Here is a 17415-nt window from a genome sequence, read left to right as displayed (position 1 = left end):
GAGAAAGAGGGCAGGAAGCACGGGGGCCTCTTGCCCCCTTATCTCTGATTATAAGTTTTGCATTTCCTTTCTTTTGTCCACGGAGTTGCCTCGGTGATTTGAGAAAGAAATTGACGGCTCTGCTTTAAGCCGGAAGGCATCCGCCGAATCATCGATGAACCTCCACCTCGTCAACTAAACCATTCTCGGACACGGTTTAGTCCTGGCGCTTTTTGAATCTTGAATTAACCTCTATCCTCCTAAGTATCACTAAAATAGTTTCCGAATGCCCAAAAGGGAATCAAAAACAGGATAATCATACAATACCCCGAATGAATTCGTCAATAAAAATTTTTCAGCACGCACAAAAAAGCAGACAAAGCCATTTTGTAAAATGCTTACTTAATTTTCCCGACTCATAGTTGATTAAACCTTAGGTGCTGACAAAAAAAGAGGTATAGTAAGAAAATATGCATAAGAAGTCCCGAAGGTCCCTCTTATGCATACCCAATTCTTTTTTTGTTATTTTAATCCCATTTCTTCCTGCACCACTTGGGCAATTTCGTCTACATACTTATCGCACAATTCTACGGTAGGCGCCTCAGCCATGACCCTTACTAAAGGCTCCGTACCCGAAGGACGCACAAGGATTCTTCCATTGCCGTTCATTTCCGCTTCAACCTTCTCAATCACTTCTTTGACCTTGGCATTATCTGTTACATGATATTTATCTGTCACTCTGATATTGACCAATTTCTGCGGGAATTTTTGCATTTCACCTGCAAGTTCAGACAATGGTTTTCCTGTTAATTTCATAATATTGACTAATTGGATACCCGTTAACAAACCATCACCTGTAGTATTGTAGTCCAGGAAGATGATATGTCCGGACTGCTCACCGCCAAGGGAATAGTTGTTCTTTTTCATTTCTTCTACTACATAACGGTCTCCAACAGCCGTTTGGACACTCTTGATATCGCTTGACTCCATCCCTTTATGGAAACCAAGGTTACTCATGACAGTGGAAACCACTGTAGACTGCTTTAAACGGCCCTCGGATTTTAAATGCTTAGCACAGATAAACATGATTTGATCGCCGTCTACAATCTCACCGTTTTCATCGATTGCGATCAGGCGGTCTCCATCACCATCAAAGGCAAGGCCGACATCCGCGCCTTTTTCTTTCATCAGCTGCGCAAGTGCTTCAGGGTGAGTAGATCCTACTCCATCATTAATATTCAATCCGTTTGGAGAAGCTCCCATCGTGATAAGATCTGCATCGAGGTCAGCAAACAGATGCGGCGCCAATGAGGAGGTTGCGCCATGAGCGCAATCCAAGGCAATCGTCAGCCCTTCGAATTCCTCATCAACAGACTGTTTCAAATACTGAAGATATTTCTGTCCGCCTTCAAAGTAATCGCTGACTTGTCCTAAATCAGCGCCAATCGGGCGGGGCAGTGTATCTTCCTCCTCATCCAGAAGGTCCTCAATTTCTTTCTCTTGATCGTCCGAGAGCTTATATCCATCAGAGCCAAAGAACTTGATTCCATTATCCCCCACCGGGTTATGCGATGCAGAGATCATGACCCCTGCCTGTGCATCAAGGGCTTTAGTTAAATAGGCTACACCAGGAGTTGAAATGACTCCAAGGCGCATAACTTCAGCACCTATGGAAAGCAATCCGGCTACTAAGGCACCTTCCAGCATATGGCCGGAAATCCTCGTGTCACGCCCAATCAGGATTTTTGGCCTGTCAGCATCCTTGGTCAGCACATATCCGCCAAACCTTCCCAGTTTAAAAGCTAACTCTGGAGTCAACTCTGTATTAGCAATTCCTCTTACACCATCTGTCCCGAAATACTTTCCCATGATATCGCTCCTTAAGTGGGCTTAAAGATTAATAATTAAGCCGGTATTTTCTCTTGTATTTGGATTGTAACTTTTTTATTCGTCAGTTCCCATTCGATGTCTTCCGGACCCTCTGCTTCAAGTTCTATTTCATGTTCACCGGGGGCCAGTCCCGTTACATCTGCAAACAGCGAGAATGATTCAGTGTTCACGGTGTCGAGCTGCTCCTTAAAACCCGAAACGGTTATATCGACGCTGCCTAATTCAGGATCGATGAACTCGTACTCCATGTCCTCCTCTGCACCTTCAATCGTTATGGTATTTCCCATGACTGTCTTCTTTTCTACTTCCTTTAAATCTATCTTTACTTCCACTTCCCCAGGTGTGGTCTTGTTTACACCTTCAGGCAGTGTAAGCGGCACTTTAATGGTTGTATCTTTTTTCACATCGCTTAAGTCCACTTCTGCTGTCAATTCATTAATGGACTGCAGAAGAGCATCCCTTCCAAAAACCGTTACACTCTTCGGCTGGACTGTTATGGATTCCAATTCAAATCCTTCAGGAAGTTTCCCTTTTTGATTGACCGCCACTGTAACTTCTTTACTGGGATTTACAACCTCAATAGTCACATCGACGGTTTCCGGATCAATCGCAACATCCAGTTTATTATAATCCCTATCAAGTACTTGGACTCTTGCTTCCCTGGTAAGGGTTCCTTCAATGCCGCTGTCGACAGCCGGGGTGGCAACGACATAAGCAATCTGCTCTATGATATCCTTTGCACCGGTGATTTCCACCTGCTTCGGTTCTGCAGTTACACTTTCCACCTCAAACCCTTCTGCAAGAAAAGCTTCGTTGAATTCAGGCTCAACGGAGAATTCTTCAGTCACTTTCTCCTGGATGGAAACATTAGCAAAGGAAGGGTTCAGCTTGACTTGCAGTTTATCTGAAATTCCTTCAACCTTCAGCTGCACCTGATGATCTCCGATTCCCAGTTCATTCAGATCGGCATAAACATGGAAATCCCTTCGCTGTTTCGCGGACGTAACTAAATTCTTAGGTCCATCCAGCTCCACATTTACGGTTTCTGGAACTCCGCTGACAAACAGATTCTCACTATCATAGAAAACTTCGACAGGTATATTCTGAATGGTTTCTGTGTTCGCCTGCGGATTGCTGCTCTCACTTCTCTGCATCGCCATCTCGTCGAAGTTGACAGAAGCATAGAGGACAAAGGCCAAAAGCAATCCGACTATACGCATAAACCAGCGGCTTTCGAAGAATTTATCCATTGTCTCTCTTCCCCCTCCAGCTCCATTTTGTAGAGGAAGCATTTGCTTTATCCCCTATCAGCTCATGCTCGAGGATCAGTTTCAAGTCTTCGACTGAAACATTCCGCTTTAAATCACCGTTTATAGTAACCGAAATACTTCCTGTTTCTTCTGATACAACAATTGTAATACTATCCGTGACTTCACTGATTCCCAATGCTGCCCTGTGCCTCGTCCCAAGTTCTTTTGAAATGAACGGGCTTTCTGATAGCGGCAGGTAACACGCAGCTGCTGCAATCTTCCTCTTTTGCAGGATGACTGCACCATCATGAAGCGGTGTATTAGGAATGAAGATATTAATCAGCAATTCTGAAGAGATCTTGGATTGAATCGGAATACCGGTTTCTATGTATTCACTCAAGCCCGTTTCCCTTTCAATGGAGAGAAGTGCGCCTATCCTCCTCTTGGCCATGTAACTGACCGCCTTGCCAATCGCTTCGATCATATGGGCCTGCTCTTCTTCCTCATGATTTCCGCTCCTTGAGAACAGCCTTCCTCTGCCCAGCTGTTCAAGTGCCCGCCGAAGTTCCGGCTGAAAAATGATGATAATGGCAAGGATTCCCCAGTCAATGGCCTGATCGACCAAAGACCTCAACGTATCCAAACCCAGCAGACCGCTCAGCACCCGTACGATGATGATGACAAAAATACCTTTCAACAACTGAACGGCTTTTGTCCCTTTGATTAGCATTATTAATTTGTAGATGACAAACCATACCAGGAGTATGTCTACGATGTCCGAGGCATAATCCAGTACGGAATAATTTGAGTAAACATCAAAAAACGGCATATAGTATCCTCCAATAGAAGTGATCTAAAGGGATAGCCGTGAAACTGGCTATGTAATTAGTAACTTTATTATTATATCACAAAGAGTATTGACATACTGAATAATAAAAAAAGTGGAAATAACAAAAGCACTCGGATAATATACACGCATAAGCTCCGATTACTATTAAAAAAGGACTGTCCAAGGAAATTCCCCTTAAACAAGCCCTTCTTTTTCTTATACACCCTCAGGTTGTTTCTCAAACCAATTCAGAGTGTCTTTGACCCCTTTTTTCATCTGATACCATAACCATTCAAAAGCCGCATCTATCTCTTTGATTTCACCGGTAACACTTCCGGCAGATGCCATATATTGGTTTCCGTTAATGACGGTTATGTCTCCATTGACCTGGCCTTCAATTTTAACATCACCATTCTTTACAGTGATATTCCCATCGATTACTTTTCCTTCAGGGACGATGACCGTATGATCTTTTACAATCAAATCGGGCTGTTTAGTAAAGGAAAACTCGTCACTTTGGTTCCAAGAGGAAAAAAGGCTGCCGACCATCAGGACAAAAAACAGAGACGCCGCTGTCAATAAAGGATGATGCCTCAGCCAGCGCTGAGCCCCTACCTTCTTCTTTTCCTTTGGGAGACTGGCCATAACTTTGCTCGTGAAATCCGAAGGTGCCTGTATATGTGATGTGCTTTGCACAAGTGCTATTGATTTTTTCATTTCATGGAAAAATTGCTGACATTCTTCACACCTTTGAAGATGTTCTTTCAATTTTCTTTCGTGTTCTTGTGAAATTTCTTCATCTAAATATTCGTGGATATATTCTTCATATTCTAAAGAACAACAAGATTTCAAAGGCTTCACACCCTTTCCTACATGTTTCTTAATTGTTTTCTGAGAGCTTCCCGCCCTCTATGTATTCTCGTTTTCACCGTACCCAACGGCAGATCCAGGATCTCACTGATTTCCTGAAGTGATAATTCATCAATATACTTCAGGACAATGACCGACCTGTATTTATCAGGAAGTTTCAAAATCTGTCGTTGGATTTCTGCCTGAAGTTCCATTTCTTCCACTTCTTCTTCCGGCAGCTGTCCATCTGCGGCGATTTGAGAATACATTGTTAATCCATCTGTCCCTGTGACTTCGGCATCAAGATAATAATCCGGTTTCTTTTTCCTGATTCTATCGATGCAGAGATTTGTCGCGATCCGGTAAAGCCATGTGGAAAACTTCCGCTTCTGATTAAACGTATGGATATTGACATAAGCCCTTATGAAAGCCTCTTGTGCAATATCCTCAGCTTCATGGCGGTTACCTAACATACGGAAACAAATCTGGAACACTTTATCTTTATAAAGTTCGATAACCTCAGCAAATGCATCTTGATCGCCTTTCAGCACCTGCTTAATTCTTTTATTGACTAGCGCATCCATTTTATACCTCCGCTCTATGCGGCTATACATGTATACGAACGTATAGCAAAAAAGGTTTCAATTTTTTTCATCTACTCTATCCTAACAAATTTTAGAAAAGAAATGTTTAGAATTTTTTATTTAAGGGTATAAAAGGACTAAATAAGTCCGGAAACGAGGTAATTAGTGTGGGGAGAGCTGAATTACTTAAACAAATTGAGGAACACCGAAGCCGAATGGTAAAATTGGCACTGCAATCGTCCTTTGCAAATGAACATGTCGTCCAAATCAGTTGTGAGCTTGACCACTTGTTAAATACCTTTCACCATAAGACAGAGAATCATTAAAAGCAGCTTCCCGGAGGAGCTGCTTTTATTGTTTTATAGTAATTTTTCGCCGAATAGGGAACCCATAAGGGCAACAGCAACCGATGCGGTTCTGTTCTTATCGTCCAGAATCGGGTTAACTTCTACAAATTCTGCAGATGTAATGAGATTTGATTCAGCCAGCATTTCCATCGCCAAATGGCTTTCACGGTAACTGATCCCGCCTAATACCGGTGTTCCCACACCAGGTGCATCACTTGGGTCTAAACCGTCCAGGTCGAGTGACAGGTGAACGCCATCGGTTTTCTCCTTCAAGTAGCTGATTGCCTCCTCCATCACCTTCGTCATGCCCATGCGATCGACTTCATGCATTGTAAACACTTTGATTCCGCGATCCTTGATCAATTCCCTCTCACCTTCATCCAAGGAGCGTGCCCCAATGATGACGATGTTTTCAGGCTTTACCTTAGGAGAATAGCCGCCAATACCGGTCAGGCTTTCATCGCCGATTCCTAAAGATACAGCAAGCGGCATCCCATGGATATTGCCTGATGGCGAAGTGTCGCTTGTATTTAGATCACCATGTGCGTCATACCAGATGACACCAAGATTCTCATAGTGTTTGGAAACCCCGGCAAGCGTCCCGATGGCAATGCTGTGATCTCCACCAAGCACAAGCGGGAAGTCATTACTTGCAATGACCTCATCCACTTTATCCCCAAGCTTCTGATTCCCCTCCGCAACCGCTTTCAAATTTCTCAATGTTGAATCTGAGGTATGTACTCTTTCAGGCTGGGCGATTTCAATGTTCCCCAAGTCATTAATCGTATGGCCAAGTCTCTCTAACCTCTCTGCCACTCCCGCATAACGGATTGCACTTGGTCCCATATCTACACCACGGCGCATCTGCCCCAAATCCATAGGCACGCCAATAATTGAAATATTCTTCTTCATACCAGTTCCTCCTCATCCTTTACTACCTCCATTGTAACGAACAAAACCAAAATGACTCAACCGGACAAGATAGTGTATATATATTCAAAAGCGGAAGCGGGCGTTAAGCGCCGTACGGATTGGAGGGCTTTCGTATGAGATAAAGGAAACACGAAGTGCGGCAGCGATTCGATGTTGACTTATCGCAAGGAGAGAGACCGAAATCCGCTAGGCGCTGCCCGCTGGAGCTGGACGGATCAAAAGCGGAGGGAGCCTGCCCAGCGGCGTACAAACTGGACCGCCTCCGCATGAGATAAAGGAAACACGAAGAGCGGCAGCGATTCGATGTTGACTTATCGCAAGGAGGAGGAGGGAAGTTTGCTAGCCGTTAGGCTCCCGGAGCTGGACGGATCAAAAGAGGAAGCGGGCGTTAAGCGCCGTACGGATTGGAGGGCTTTCGTATGAGATAAAGGAAACACGAAGAGCGTTAGCGATTCGATGTTGGCTTATCGCAAGGAGAGAGACCGAAATCCGCTAGGCGCTGCCCGCTGGAGCTGGATGGATCAAAAGCGGAGGGAGCCTGCCCAGCGGCGTTCAAACTGGACCGCCTCCGCATGAGATAAAGGAATCACGAAGAGCGGCAGCGATTCGATGTTGACTTATCGCAAGGAGAGAGACCGAAATCCGCTAGGCGCTGCCCGCTGGAGCTGGACGGATCAAAAGCGGAGGGAGCCTGCCCAGCGGCGTTCAAACTGGACCGCCTCCGCATGAGATAAAGGAATCACGAAGAGCGGCAGCGATTCGATGTTGACTTATCGCAAGGAGAGAGACCGAAATCCGCTAGGCGCTGCCCGCTGGAGCTGGACGGATCAAAAGCGGAAGCGGGCGTTAAGCGCCGTACGGATTGGAGGGCTTTCGTATGAGATAAAGGAAACACGAAGTGCGGCAGCGATTCGATGTTGACTTATCTATAAAAAGCGGAAAAGACCTGTTCAGCTGCGTACGGACTGGACTGACTCAGTATGAGATAACCGAAATACAACGAACAGAGTGAGTTGATGTTGACTTATCGCAAGAAGGAGTCGGGAAGTACGCCAGCAGCTAGGCCTTGAAGCTGGATTCGCATGGAGGAGGAGGGATAAGGCAGGCCTTCTCCATTATTCACCCCATTACAAACCAACTCTCCTTCTATAATAGGGTGTTTCTCCGCTATTCACCCCATTACAGACCAACTCTCCTTCTATAATAGGGTGTTTCTCCGCTATTCACCCCATTACAAACCAACTCTCCTTCTATAATAGGGTGTTTCTCCGCTATTCACCCCATTACAAACCAACTCTCCTTCTATAGTAGGGTGTTTCTTCGCTATTCACCCCATTACAAACTAACTCTCCTTCTATAATAGGGTGTTTCTCCACTAATCACCCCATTACAAACTAACTCTCCTTCTATAGTAGGGTGTTTCTCCGCTATTCACCCCATTACAAACCAACTCTCCTTCTATAATAGGGTGTTTCTCCGCTATTCACCCCATTACAAACCAACTCTCCTTCTATAGTAGGGTGTTTCTTCGCTATTCACCCCATTACAAACTAACTCTCCTTCTATAATAGGGTGTTTCTCCACTAATCACCCCATTACAAACTAACTCTCCTTCTATAGTAGGGTGTTTCTCCGCTATTCACCCCATTACAAACCAACTCTCCTTCTATAGTAGGGTGTTTCTTCGCTATTCACCCCATTACAAACTAACTCTCCTTCTATAATATTGTTTTCCTTCATTAAGCAATTCACAAATGACTGAACCGCTTTTTGAGGTGTTCCATCTGACAGTCTGGGCATCAGGAACAATAACTGAACACAAAAAAAGCTTCCAGACATAAGTCTGGAAGCTTTTTTTGTGATGAGCCATGAAGGATTCGAACCTTCGACCCTCTGATTAAAAGTCAGATGCTCTACCAACTGAGCTAATGGCTCACAATGGCTGGGCTAGCTGGATTCGAACCAACGCATGTCGCAGTCAAAGTGCGATGCCTTACCGCTTGGCTATAGCCCAATATCAGCGAAAATAAAAAGGACATTCATTAACATGTCCATTTTCTGCTCTATGTATTCAAGAAATGGTGGAGGGGGGCAGATTCGAACTGCCGAACCCGAAGGAGCGGATTTACAGTCCGCCGCGTTTAGCCACTTCGCTACCCCTCCAAATGAGTGGTGCCGGCAAGAGGACTTGAACCCCCAACCTACTGATTACAAGTCAGTTGCTCTACCAGTTGAGCTACACCGGCACTAATTTGAAAATGTTTATATTTTATTAAGTTGTGACAAAATCATGGTGGAGGATGACGGGATCGAACCGCCGACCCTCTGCTTGTAAGGCAGATGCTCTCCCAGCTGAGCTAATCCTCCGTAATGGTGACCCGTACGGGATTCGAACCCGTGTTACCGCCGTGAAAGGGCGGTGTCTTAACCGCTTGACCAACGGGCCGATTTTATAAAACTAGTAAGCTTCCAACCGGGCTCGAACCGGTGACCTCTTCCTTACCATGGAAGTGCTCTACCTGACTGAGCTATGGAAGCAATGGCTCCGCAGGCAGGACTCGAACCTGCGACCGATCGGTTAACAGCCGATAGCTCTACCACTGAGCTACTGCGGAACGAAAAGCCTGGCGACGTCCTACTCTCACAGGGGGAGATCCCCCAACTACCATCGGCGCTGAAGAGCTTAACTTCCGTGTTCGGCATGGGAACGGGTGTGACCTCTTCGCCTTAGTCACCAGACAATTATTGCTTGTAAATTGAAAGGACAGATTTATTATAACAAGATTTTTTATAAAATCAAGTGTTTTTTAAATTGTTCTCTCAAAACTAGATAAAGGTCATGAAGAATCAGAAAGGATTCCGAGTTTCGCTATTTTGCAATCCAGCTCCGGCGGCTAGAAGCTCGGGGTCATTAGCCATCAATCAGCCGAGGGCGAAGAACACCCTCATCTGCTTGCTGTCTAATGCCTGTCGCTTCTGGTCAAGCCGCCTGTGCTTTTTAACGTGGTTAAGTCCTCGATCGATTAGTATCTGTCAGCTGCACGTGTCGCCACGCTTCCACCTCAGACCTATCTACCTGATCATCTTTCAGGGATCTTACTCACATAAAGTGATGGGAAATCTCATCTCGAGGGGGGCTTCATGCTTAGATGCTTTCAGCACTTATCCCTTCCGCACATAGCTACCCAGCGATGCCTTTGGCAAGACAACTGGTACACCAGCGGTGCGTCCATCCCGGTCCTCTCGTACTAAGGACAGCTCCTCTCAAATTTCCTGCGCCCACGACGGATAGGGACCGAACTGTCTCACGACGTTCTGAACCCAGCTCGCGTACCGCTTTAATGGGCGAACAGCCCAACCCTTGGGACCGACTACAGCCCCAGGATGCGATGAGCCGACATCGAGGTGCCAAACCTCCCCGTCGATGTGGACTCTTGGGGGAGATAAGCCTGTTATCCCCGGGGTAGCTTTTATCCGTTGAGCGATGGCCCTTCCATGCGGAACCACCGGATCACTAAGCCCGACTTTCGTCCCTGCTCGACTTGTAGGTCTCGCAGTCAAGCTCCCTTGTGCCTTTACACTCTGCGAATGATTTCCAACCATTCTGAGGGAACCTTTGGGCGCCTCCGTTACTCTTTAGGAGGCGACCGCCCCAGTCAAACTGCCCACCTGACACTGTCTCCCACCCCGATCAGGGGCGCGGGTTAGAAGTTCAACACAGCCAGGGTAGTATCCCACCAGCGCCTCCACCGAAGCTGGCGCTCCGGTTTCCAAGGCTCCTACCTATCCTGTACAAGCTGTGCCAAAATTCAATATCAGGCTACAGTAAAGCTCCACGGGGTCTTTCCGTCCTGTCGCGGGTAACCTGCATCTTCACAGGTACTATAATTTCACCGAGTCTCTCGTTGAGACAGTGCCCAGATCGTTGCGCCTTTCGTGCGGGTCGGAACTTACCCGACAAGGAATTTCGCTACCTTAGGACCGTTATAGTTACGGCCGCCGTTTACTGGGGCTTCGGTTCGCACCTTCGCTTGCGCTAAGCACTCCCCTTAACCTTCCAGCACCGGGCAGGCGTCAGCCCCTATACTTCGCCTTACGGCTTCGCAGAGACCTGTGTTTTTGCTAAACAGTCGCCTGGGCCTATTCACTGCGGCTCTCTCGGGCTTGCACCCTACCAGAGCACCCCTTCTCCCGAAGTTACGGGGTCATTTTGCCGAGTTCCTTAACGAGAGTTCTCTCGCTCACCTTAGGATTCTCTCCTCGCCTACCTGTGTCGGTTTGCGGTACGGGCACCTTTTTCCTCGCTAGAGGCTTTTCTTGGCAGTGTGGAATCAGGAACTTCGGTACTATATTTCCCTCGCTGTCACAGCTCAGCCTTTATGGTGACGGGATTTGCCTCATCACCAGCCTAACTGCTTAGACGCGCATATCCAACAGCGCGCTTACCCTATCCTCCTGCGTCCCCCCATCACTCAAACGGAAAAGAGGTGGTACAGGAATATCAACCTGTTATCCATCGCCTACGCCTTTCGGCCTCGGCTTAGGTCCCGACTAACCCTGAGCGGACGAGCCTTCCTCAGGAAACCTTAGGCATTCGGTGGACAGGATTCTCACCTGTCTTTCGCTACTCATACCGGCATTCTCACTTCTAAGCGCTCCACCAGTCCTTACGGTCCAGCTTCTCAGCCCTTAGAACGCTCTCCTACCACTGACACCAAATGGTGTCAATCCACAGCTTCGGTGATACGTTTAGCCCCGGTACATTTTCGGCGCAGAGTCACTCGACCAGTGAGCTATTACGCACTCTTTAAATGGTGGCTGCTTCTAAGCCAACATCCTGGTTGTCTAAGCAACTCCACATCCTTTTCCACTTAACGTATACTTTGGGACCTTAGCTGGTGGTCTGGGCTGTTTCCCTTTCGACTACGGATCTTATCACTCGCAGTCTGACTCCCATGGATAAGTCTTTGGCATTCGGAGTTTGTCTGAATTCGGTAACCCGATGAGGGCCCCTAGTCCAAACAGTGCTCTACCTCCAAGACTCTTACTACATGAGGCTAGCCCTAAAGCTATTTCGGAGAGAACCAGCTATCTCCAAGTTCGATTGGAATTTCTCCGCTACCCACACCTCATCCCCGCACTTTTCAACGTGCGTGGGTTCGGGCCTCCATTCAGTGTTACCTGAACTTCACCCTGGACATGGGTAGATCACCTGGTTTCGGGTCTACGACCACATACTCATTCGCCCTATTCAGACTCGCTTTCGCTGCGGCTCCGTCTTTCCGACTTAACCTTGCATGGGATCGTAACTCGCCGGTTCATTCTACAAAAGGCACGCCATCACCCGTTAACGGGCTCTGACTACTTGTAGGCACACGGTTTCAGGTTCTATTTCACTCCCCTTCCGGGGTGCTTTTCACCTTTCCCTCACGGTACTGGTTCACTATCGGTCACTAGGGAGTATTTAGCCTTGGGAGATGGTCCTCCCAGCTTCCGACGGGATTTCTCGTGTCCCGCCGTACTCAGGATCCACTCAAGAGGGAACGAAGTTTCGACTACAGGGTTGTTACCTTCTGTGACGAGCCTTTCCAGACTTCTTCGTCTACTTCATTCCTTTGTAACTCCGTATAGAGTGTCCTACAACCCCAAGAGGCAAGCCTCTTGGTTTGGGCTAATCCCGTTTCGCTCGCCGCTACTCAGGGAATCGCGTTTGCTTTCTCTTCCTCCGGGTACTTAGATGTTTCAGTTCCCCGGGTCTGCCTTCCATACTCTATGTATTCAAGTATGGATACTGCACCATTACGTGCAGCGGGTTCCCCCATTCGGAAATCTCCGGATCAAAGCTTACTTACAGCTCCCCGAAGCATATCGGTGTTAGTCCCGTCCTTCATCGGCTCCTAGTGCCAAGGCATCCACCGTGCGCCCTTTCTAACTTAACCATCGGCGAACGATAAGCTTCGGATTGCGGCGTTGCCTTCGTTTCTTCCGCTGCTCATGTACGGTAAGGTACACTCCGCTGCTCAGAAACACGGGCGCCTTGCACTCCTCGCTTCTCCTTCACCTTAGTTTAAAACAATATCTCATAAGAGATATCCTAAAATGGCGAATTCTCGGTTCTTTCTTGACTTTCTTCATGACTATCTTTATCTAGTTTTCAAAGAACAATGTTTGATGGTGGATTTGTTTGCTTTCGCAAAAAATCTTATTGAACCATCAAAACTGAACAAAACAAAATCAACGCGTCACGTCTCATATATCCTTAGAAAGGAGGTGATCCAGCCGCACCTTCCGATACGGCTACCTTGTTACGACTTCACCCCAATCATCTGTCCCACCTTAGGCGGCTGGCTCCAAAAGGTTACCTCACCGACTTCGGGTGTTACAAACTCTCGTGGTGTGACGGGCGGTGTGTACAAGGCCCGGGAACGTATTCACCGCGGCATGCTGATCCGCGATTACTAGCGATTCCAGCTTCATGCAGGCGAGTTGCAGCCTGCAATCCGAACTGAGAACGGTTTTATGGGATTTGCTAAACCTCGCGGTCTTGCTGCCCTTTGTACCGTCCATTGTAGCACGTGTGTAGCCCAGGTCATAAGGGGCATGATGATTTGACGTCATCCCCACCTTCCTCCGGTTTGTCACCGGCAGTCATCTTAGAGTGCCCAACTGAATGCTGGCAACTAAGATCAAGGGTTGCGCTCGTTGCGGGACTTAACCCAACATCTCACGACACGAGCTGACGACAACCATGCACCACCTGTCACTCTGTCCCCCGAAGGGGAACGCCCTATCTCTAGGGTTGTCAGAGGATGTCAAGACCTGGTAAGGTTCTTCGCGTTGCTTCGAATTAAACCACATGCTCCACCGCTTGTGCGGGCCCCCGTCAATTCCTTTGAGTTTCAGTCTTGCGACCGTACTCCCCAGGCGGAGTGCTTAATGCGTTAGCTGCAGCACTAAAGGGCGGAAACCCTCTAACACTTAGCACTCATCGTTTACGGCGTGGACTACCAGGGTATCTAATCCTGTTTGCTCCCCACGCTTTCGCGCCTCAGCGTCAGTTACAGACCAGAAAGTCGCCTTCGCCACTGGTGTTCCTCCACATATCTACGCATTTCACCGCTACACGTGGAATTCCACTTTCCTCTTCTGTACTCAAGTCCCCCAGTTTCCAATGACCCTCCACGGTTGAGCCGTGGGCTTTCACATCAGACTTAAGAGACCGCCTGCGCGCGCTTTACGCCCAATAATTCCGGACAACGCTTGCCACCTACGTATTACCGCGGCTGCTGGCACGTAGTTAGCCGTGGCTTTCTGGTTAGGTACCGTCAAGGTGCCGCCCTATTCGAACGGCACTTGTTCTTCCCTAACAACAGAGCTTTACGATCCGAAAACCTTCATCACTCACGCGGCGTTGCTCCGTCAGACTTTCGTCCATTGCGGAAGATTCCCTACTGCTGCCTCCCGTAGGAGTCTGGGCCGTGTCTCAGTCCCAGTGTGGCCGATCACCCTCTCAGGTCGGCTACGCATCGTCGCCTTGGTGAGCCGTTACCTCACCAACTAGCTAATGCGCCGCGGGTCCATCTGTAAGTGGTAGCCGAAGCCACCTTTCCACCCTTCCTCATGTGAGGAAAGGAACTATCCGGTATTAGCCCCGGTTTCCCGGAGTTATCCCAGTCTTACAGGCAGGTTACCCACGTGTTACTCACCCGTCCGCCGCTGACTTCAGGGAGCAAGCTCCCATCCGTCCGCTCGACTTGCATGTATTAGGCACGCCGCCAGCGTTCGTCCTGAGCCAGGATCAAACTCTCCGATAAAAGTTTGACTTGCTCATTTGCTAATTAAAGTGTTAGCAACTTTGTAAGAATCAAGTTCTTACTAGATTAACGTTGACGTTTTGTCTTGTTTTGTTCAGTTTTCAAGGTTCAATCCGCGTCGCTTGTTTTTGGCGACTTGATTATCTTAACATCTTTCAAAAGCCGAGTCAACAACTTTTTTTAAAATGTTTTTGTCAATCACTGTTGTTCAACAGCGACGCTTATTAATATATCAAGATAACGATTCAAAGTCAACGGTTTTCCACAAAAAAGATTTTCTTTATTTGCTTGTCCAATTTTTCTGGTAAAACTAAGATTTCTCCTGCTTCCCTCTGGTGGTTTTCATATATCTCAAACAATCTTTTTGGGTAGCAACCCTCTTGAATAATTCAAATAATATCTTATATCTTTCGTCCATAGCTCGTTTTACTATATGGTCGAGTCTTGAATCTTTCAGATCGAACAGTATTTCGTCCATCTCTCTCTTTAGTAAGTATTCCATTTCCTGTTTCTCTCTTTCATTTATTAAGAAACCCAGCAAAACTGTCACCCCTTCAACGTAGTGATTGTAGTTTTTTCCAATTAAGCCGAATTTATAATAGGCTTTTCATTATTTCTGTACTATTTTTTCTTCGGACATGCATATGTTAGAACAGGAAATCGTCTCTTGGAGGGATTGTATGAATGTTTTTTACACATTAAATGCCCGAAAAATAAAACAGGGTATTCTAATTCTGGTCATTTCTTTCTTTACGGCTTTATTCATTTTCACCGGTAGCCTTTCTGCTCTGCCTGTTTTCTCCACAGAGGATGGACCGAAAGCCATTTATAAAGGGGATAAAGGGATATCACTGACTTTCAATGTGGGCTGGGGTGATGAAAAAGCTGAACCAATTCTTGAAGAACTTCAGGAACAAGGAGTTCAATCAGCCACCTTCTTTCTTTCAGGAGCCTGGGCAGAACGACATCCTGATATAGTTGAAAAGATCGATAAGCAAGGATATGAAATCGGAAGCCTTGGTTATGCTTATAAAGATTACAGCGAGATGGAGGATGCCAAAGTACGGCAGGATATACTGAAAGCGCAAGAAGTTTTTGAGAAGCTAAATATTAAAAGCGTTTCTCTCTTGAGAATGCCAACCGGACATTTTGATAAACGGGTATTGTCCATTGCTGATAAACTGGGCTATACGGTTGTTCACTGGAGTGTCAATTCTCAGGATTGGACAAATCCCGGTGCCGACCAGATTGTTAAGAATGTTTCTTCAGCCAAGAAGGGAGACATTGTGCTTCTCCACGCTTCTGATTCCGCTAAACAAACCGAAAAATCTCTTCCCGGAATTGTGAAAGTTCTTAAATCCAAGGGAGAATTTAAAAGTGTCTCTGAAATGATCGCCAACGGTAAGACCAAAACCACACTTATTCCTTGATACTAAAAAAGGACTGGTCCCAGGTTGGTGGGATCAGTCCTTAATCTTTATTGTCTTGCTTTCCTTTCCTCTTCCGAACGCTTGTTGTATTTTGGCAAGGCCAGCAATTGATACGCATTGCAAGCCACCAAGGCAAACAACATCAAGTAAAGCCACTTGCTCTCCTTTGCCTGCAGGACCGGTAGCCATTCCAGCACCGTTACAACGACCATAAAGAAAACGGCTGAAATAAACGTATTTTGAACCGACTGCCGGTTCTTCAAAAATGCTACCGCCAGTCCACTCAAGACAATCAATAAAAATAAAAAGATATACGAATACCTGATCTCTCCATCAACGGTAAATCCATCAAATCGGAAATAAATCAAATCAAATAACACCAAAAGAATTACAACGACTTGGACGGTATTCCAAAAAGAACGAAACATGCCAAGTCCAAACTGATGAATGGTCAGATAGGCGAAAAATCCCATTTGGCTTATAACACTGAATGTAAACCCTACTACTATCAGCCATAAGAGAACGGACAGAATCCTTCCTAGATCAAAATCCATAATCCACGGAGAAAATTCATCCCACCTCAGTATTAAGCCTGCGGTACCTGTTACAACTCCACCCACCATTAGTGTGGAGAAAAATAATCGAATCCAATTCCGGATAGTCACTTAAGAAATGCCTCCATTACATTTTTTTGCACTTCCTTGATTGTACCAAACGACCATTTAAAAAATCCACATCAACCTCATTCCACGGTATATTTTTTTTCGTTTAATCCATATTAATTGTAGGGATACATTGAAGTGAAAGGGGCTTTAAGATGAAAAAAATATCCTTTCTAATTATATTATTGCCGCTTCTTATTCTTACTGCCTGCGGCGGCGGCGGCGGTCAAGCAAGCGCCAATCAGCCTGACTATGAAGAAACCAAGAAAATGGTTGTAGATATACTGAAAACGGATGATGGAAAAAAGGCCATCCAGGAAATCATGGCTGATGAAAAAGTAAAACAGCAGCTCATTATGAATGAAGGGGTCGTCAAAGAGACCATCACAACTACCCTCACATCAGACAAAGGCAGCGAATTTTGGAAAAAGTCATTTGAAGATCCAAAGTTTGCCGAAGCCATGGCAAAAAGTATGAAAGGCGAAAATGAAAAGCTGTTGAAAGACCTGATGAAAGATCCGGAGTACCAGGGAATGGTCATGGACATTATGAAAGATCCCGAAATCCAGAAGGAGATCGGGGAAACTCTTAAAAGCAAAGAGTATAGGGAGCATCTCCAGCAAGTAGTAACTGAAACCTTTGAGAGCCCGCTATTCAAAGCCAAGATCCAGGATATCTTGATTAAAGCAGCGGGTGAAATGAAAGGCCAGGGCGGAGAGCAAGGCAGCCAAGGAGGCGGCGGTGAAACCGGCGGCGGCCAATCCGGCGGTGAGGGTTCCAGTGGCGGCGGGGGCGAAGGTGCTTAAGCAGCCCTTTTTCTACTAAAAAAACAAGCGGCTCGAAGCCGC

Annotated in this window: 11 protein-coding genes, 8 tRNA genes and 3 rRNA genes; 3 read left to right on the top strand and 19 right to left on the bottom strand. The window is 46.6% G+C overall.

The window, feature by feature from the left end; all coding sequences use genetic code 11:
* Nucleotides 1-501: 501 nt before the first annotated feature.
* From glmM to sigW, 5 genes are all read right to left on the bottom strand, one after another.
* Nucleotides 502-1848, bottom strand: coding sequence for a phosphoglucosamine mutase (gene glmM, locus AC4E8A_RS01030; RefSeq protein ID WP_490196327.1), 1347 nt, complete (start codon nt 1846-1848; stop codon nt 502-504).
* Between the two features lie 35 nt (nt 1849-1883).
* Complete coding sequence (locus tag AC4E8A_RS01025; RefSeq protein ID WP_490196326.1) at nt 1884-3119, bottom strand: CdaR family protein; 1236 nt, start codon at nt 3117-3119, stop codon at nt 1884-1886.
* Nucleotides 3112-3948, bottom strand: coding sequence for a diadenylate cyclase CdaA (gene cdaA, locus AC4E8A_RS01020; RefSeq protein WP_490196325.1), 837 nt, complete (start codon nt 3946-3948; stop codon nt 3112-3114). The genes AC4E8A_RS01025 and cdaA overlap by 8 nt, the downstream gene beginning before the upstream one ends.
* Before the next feature lie 216 nt (nt 3949-4164).
* Complete coding sequence (locus AC4E8A_RS01015) at nt 4165-4809, bottom strand: zf-HC2 domain-containing protein (RefSeq protein ID WP_490196324.1); 645 nt, start codon at nt 4807-4809, stop codon at nt 4165-4167.
* A gap of 8 nt (nt 4810-4817) precedes the next feature.
* Complete coding sequence (gene sigW / locus AC4E8A_RS01010) at nt 4818-5381, bottom strand: RNA polymerase sigma factor SigW (RefSeq protein ID WP_490196323.1); 564 nt, start codon at nt 5379-5381, stop codon at nt 4818-4820.
* 167 nt (nt 5382-5548) lie between these two features.
* Here sigW and AC4E8A_RS01005 point away from each other — a divergent pair, with 167 nt between their 5' ends.
* Nucleotides 5549-5707 (top strand): aspartyl-phosphate phosphatase Spo0E family protein, encoded by a 159-nt coding sequence (locus tag AC4E8A_RS01005; protein WP_490196322.1) that lies wholly within the window; start codon nt 5549-5551, stop codon nt 5705-5707.
* 33 nt (nt 5708-5740) lie between these two features.
* On the opposite strand, the gene rocF is transcribed toward AC4E8A_RS01005, so the two are convergent.
* The 13 genes from rocF to AC4E8A_RS00940 form a co-directional block, all read right to left on the bottom strand.
* Nucleotides 5741-6640, bottom strand: a complete 900-nt coding sequence (gene rocF, locus AC4E8A_RS01000; protein ID WP_490196321.1) for an arginase — start codon at nt 6638-6640, stop codon at nt 5741-5743.
* Nucleotides 6641-8523: 1883 nt separating this feature from the next.
* Nucleotides 8524-8596, bottom strand: a tRNA-Lys gene (locus tag AC4E8A_RS00995).
* Nucleotides 8597-8600: 4 nt separating this feature from the next.
* Nucleotides 8601-8675 (bottom strand) — tRNA-Gln (locus tag AC4E8A_RS00990).
* A 65-nt stretch (nt 8676-8740) separates the two neighbouring features.
* A tRNA-Tyr gene (locus tag AC4E8A_RS00985) sits at nt 8741-8824 on the bottom strand.
* Nucleotides 8825-8831: 7 nt separating this feature from the next.
* A tRNA-Thr gene (locus AC4E8A_RS00980) sits at nt 8832-8907 on the bottom strand.
* Between the two features lie 45 nt (nt 8908-8952).
* Nucleotides 8953-9028: transfer RNA gene (locus AC4E8A_RS00975), tRNA-Val, on the bottom strand.
* 4 nt (nt 9029-9032) lie between these two features.
* A tRNA-Glu gene (locus tag AC4E8A_RS00970) sits at nt 9033-9107 on the bottom strand.
* An 18-nt stretch (nt 9108-9125) separates the two neighbouring features.
* A tRNA-Thr gene (locus AC4E8A_RS00965) sits at nt 9126-9199 on the bottom strand.
* 2 nt (nt 9200-9201) lie between these two features.
* Nucleotides 9202-9276: transfer RNA gene (locus AC4E8A_RS00960), tRNA-Asn, on the bottom strand.
* 7 nt (nt 9277-9283) lie between these two features.
* Nucleotides 9284-9400, bottom strand: a 5S ribosomal RNA gene (gene rrf / locus AC4E8A_RS00955).
* Nucleotides 9401-9664: 264 nt separating this feature from the next.
* A 23S ribosomal RNA gene (locus AC4E8A_RS00950) occupies nt 9665-12600 on the bottom strand.
* A gap of 324 nt (nt 12601-12924) precedes the next feature.
* Nucleotides 12925-14475: ribosomal RNA gene (locus AC4E8A_RS00945) — 16S ribosomal RNA — on the bottom strand.
* The 16S, 23S and 5S rRNA genes sit together here with 8 tRNA genes alongside, the layout of an rRNA operon.
* 310 nt (nt 14476-14785) lie before the next feature.
* On the bottom strand, nt 14786-15016 hold the full coding sequence (locus AC4E8A_RS00940) for a hypothetical protein (protein ID WP_490196320.1): 231 nt from the start codon (nt 15014-15016) through the stop codon (nt 14786-14788).
* A 139-nt stretch (nt 15017-15155) separates the two neighbouring features.
* Between AC4E8A_RS00940 and pdaB the strand changes: the two genes are divergently transcribed.
* The gene (pdaB, locus tag AC4E8A_RS00935; RefSeq protein WP_490196319.1) at nt 15156-15905 is read left to right on the top strand and encodes a polysaccharide deacetylase family sporulation protein PdaB; all 750 of its coding nucleotides are present in this window, start codon (nt 15156-15158) and stop codon (nt 15903-15905) included.
* A gap of 47 nt (nt 15906-15952) precedes the next feature.
* Here pdaB and AC4E8A_RS00930 read toward each other — a convergent pair whose 3' ends face one another.
* A complete protein-coding gene (locus AC4E8A_RS00930; RefSeq protein ID WP_490196318.1) occupies nt 15953-16570 on the bottom strand; it encodes a KinB-signaling pathway activation protein in 618 nt (205 codons plus the stop codon).
* Nucleotides 16571-16722: 152 nt separating this feature from the next.
* Between AC4E8A_RS00930 and gerD the strand changes: the two genes are divergently transcribed.
* Nucleotides 16723-17373 carry a spore germination lipoprotein GerD gene (gene gerD / locus AC4E8A_RS00925; protein ID WP_490196317.1) on the top strand — a complete coding sequence of 217 codons (651 nt, stop codon included), beginning with the start codon at nt 16723-16725 and terminating at the stop codon, nt 17371-17373.
* The last annotated feature ends 42 nt before the right edge of the window (nt 17374-17415 follow it).

The organism is Bacillus sp. SRL337 (assembly GCF_984799155.1).
The sequence above is the reverse complement of the archived record's forward strand: the minus strand, read 5'-3'. Positions and strand labels throughout refer to the sequence as shown.

Coding starts and splice junctions, on each gene's coding strand:
- glmM (WP_490196327.1), bottom strand. CDS start 1,848: ATGGGAAAGTATTTCGGGACAGATGGTGTAAGAGGAATTGCTAATACA.
- AC4E8A_RS01025 (WP_490196326.1), bottom strand. CDS start 3,119: ATGGATAAATTCTTCGAAAGCCGCTGGTTTATGCGTATAGTCGGATTG.
- cdaA (WP_490196325.1), bottom strand. CDS start 3,948: ATGCCGTTTTTTGATGTTTACTCAAATTATTCCGTACTGGATTATGCC.
- sigW (WP_490196323.1), bottom strand. CDS start 5,381: ATGGATGCGCTAGTCAATAAAAGAATTAAGCAGGTGCTGAAAGGCGAT.
- rocF (WP_490196321.1), bottom strand. CDS start 6,640: ATGAAGAAGAATATTTCAATTATTGGCGTGCCTATGGATTTGGGGCAG.
- pdaB (WP_490196319.1), top strand. CDS start 15,156: ATGAATGTTTTTTACACATTAAATGCCCGAAAAATAAAACAGGGTATT.
- gerD (WP_490196317.1), top strand. CDS start 16,723: ATGAAAAAAATATCCTTTCTAATTATATTATTGCCGCTTCTTATTCTT.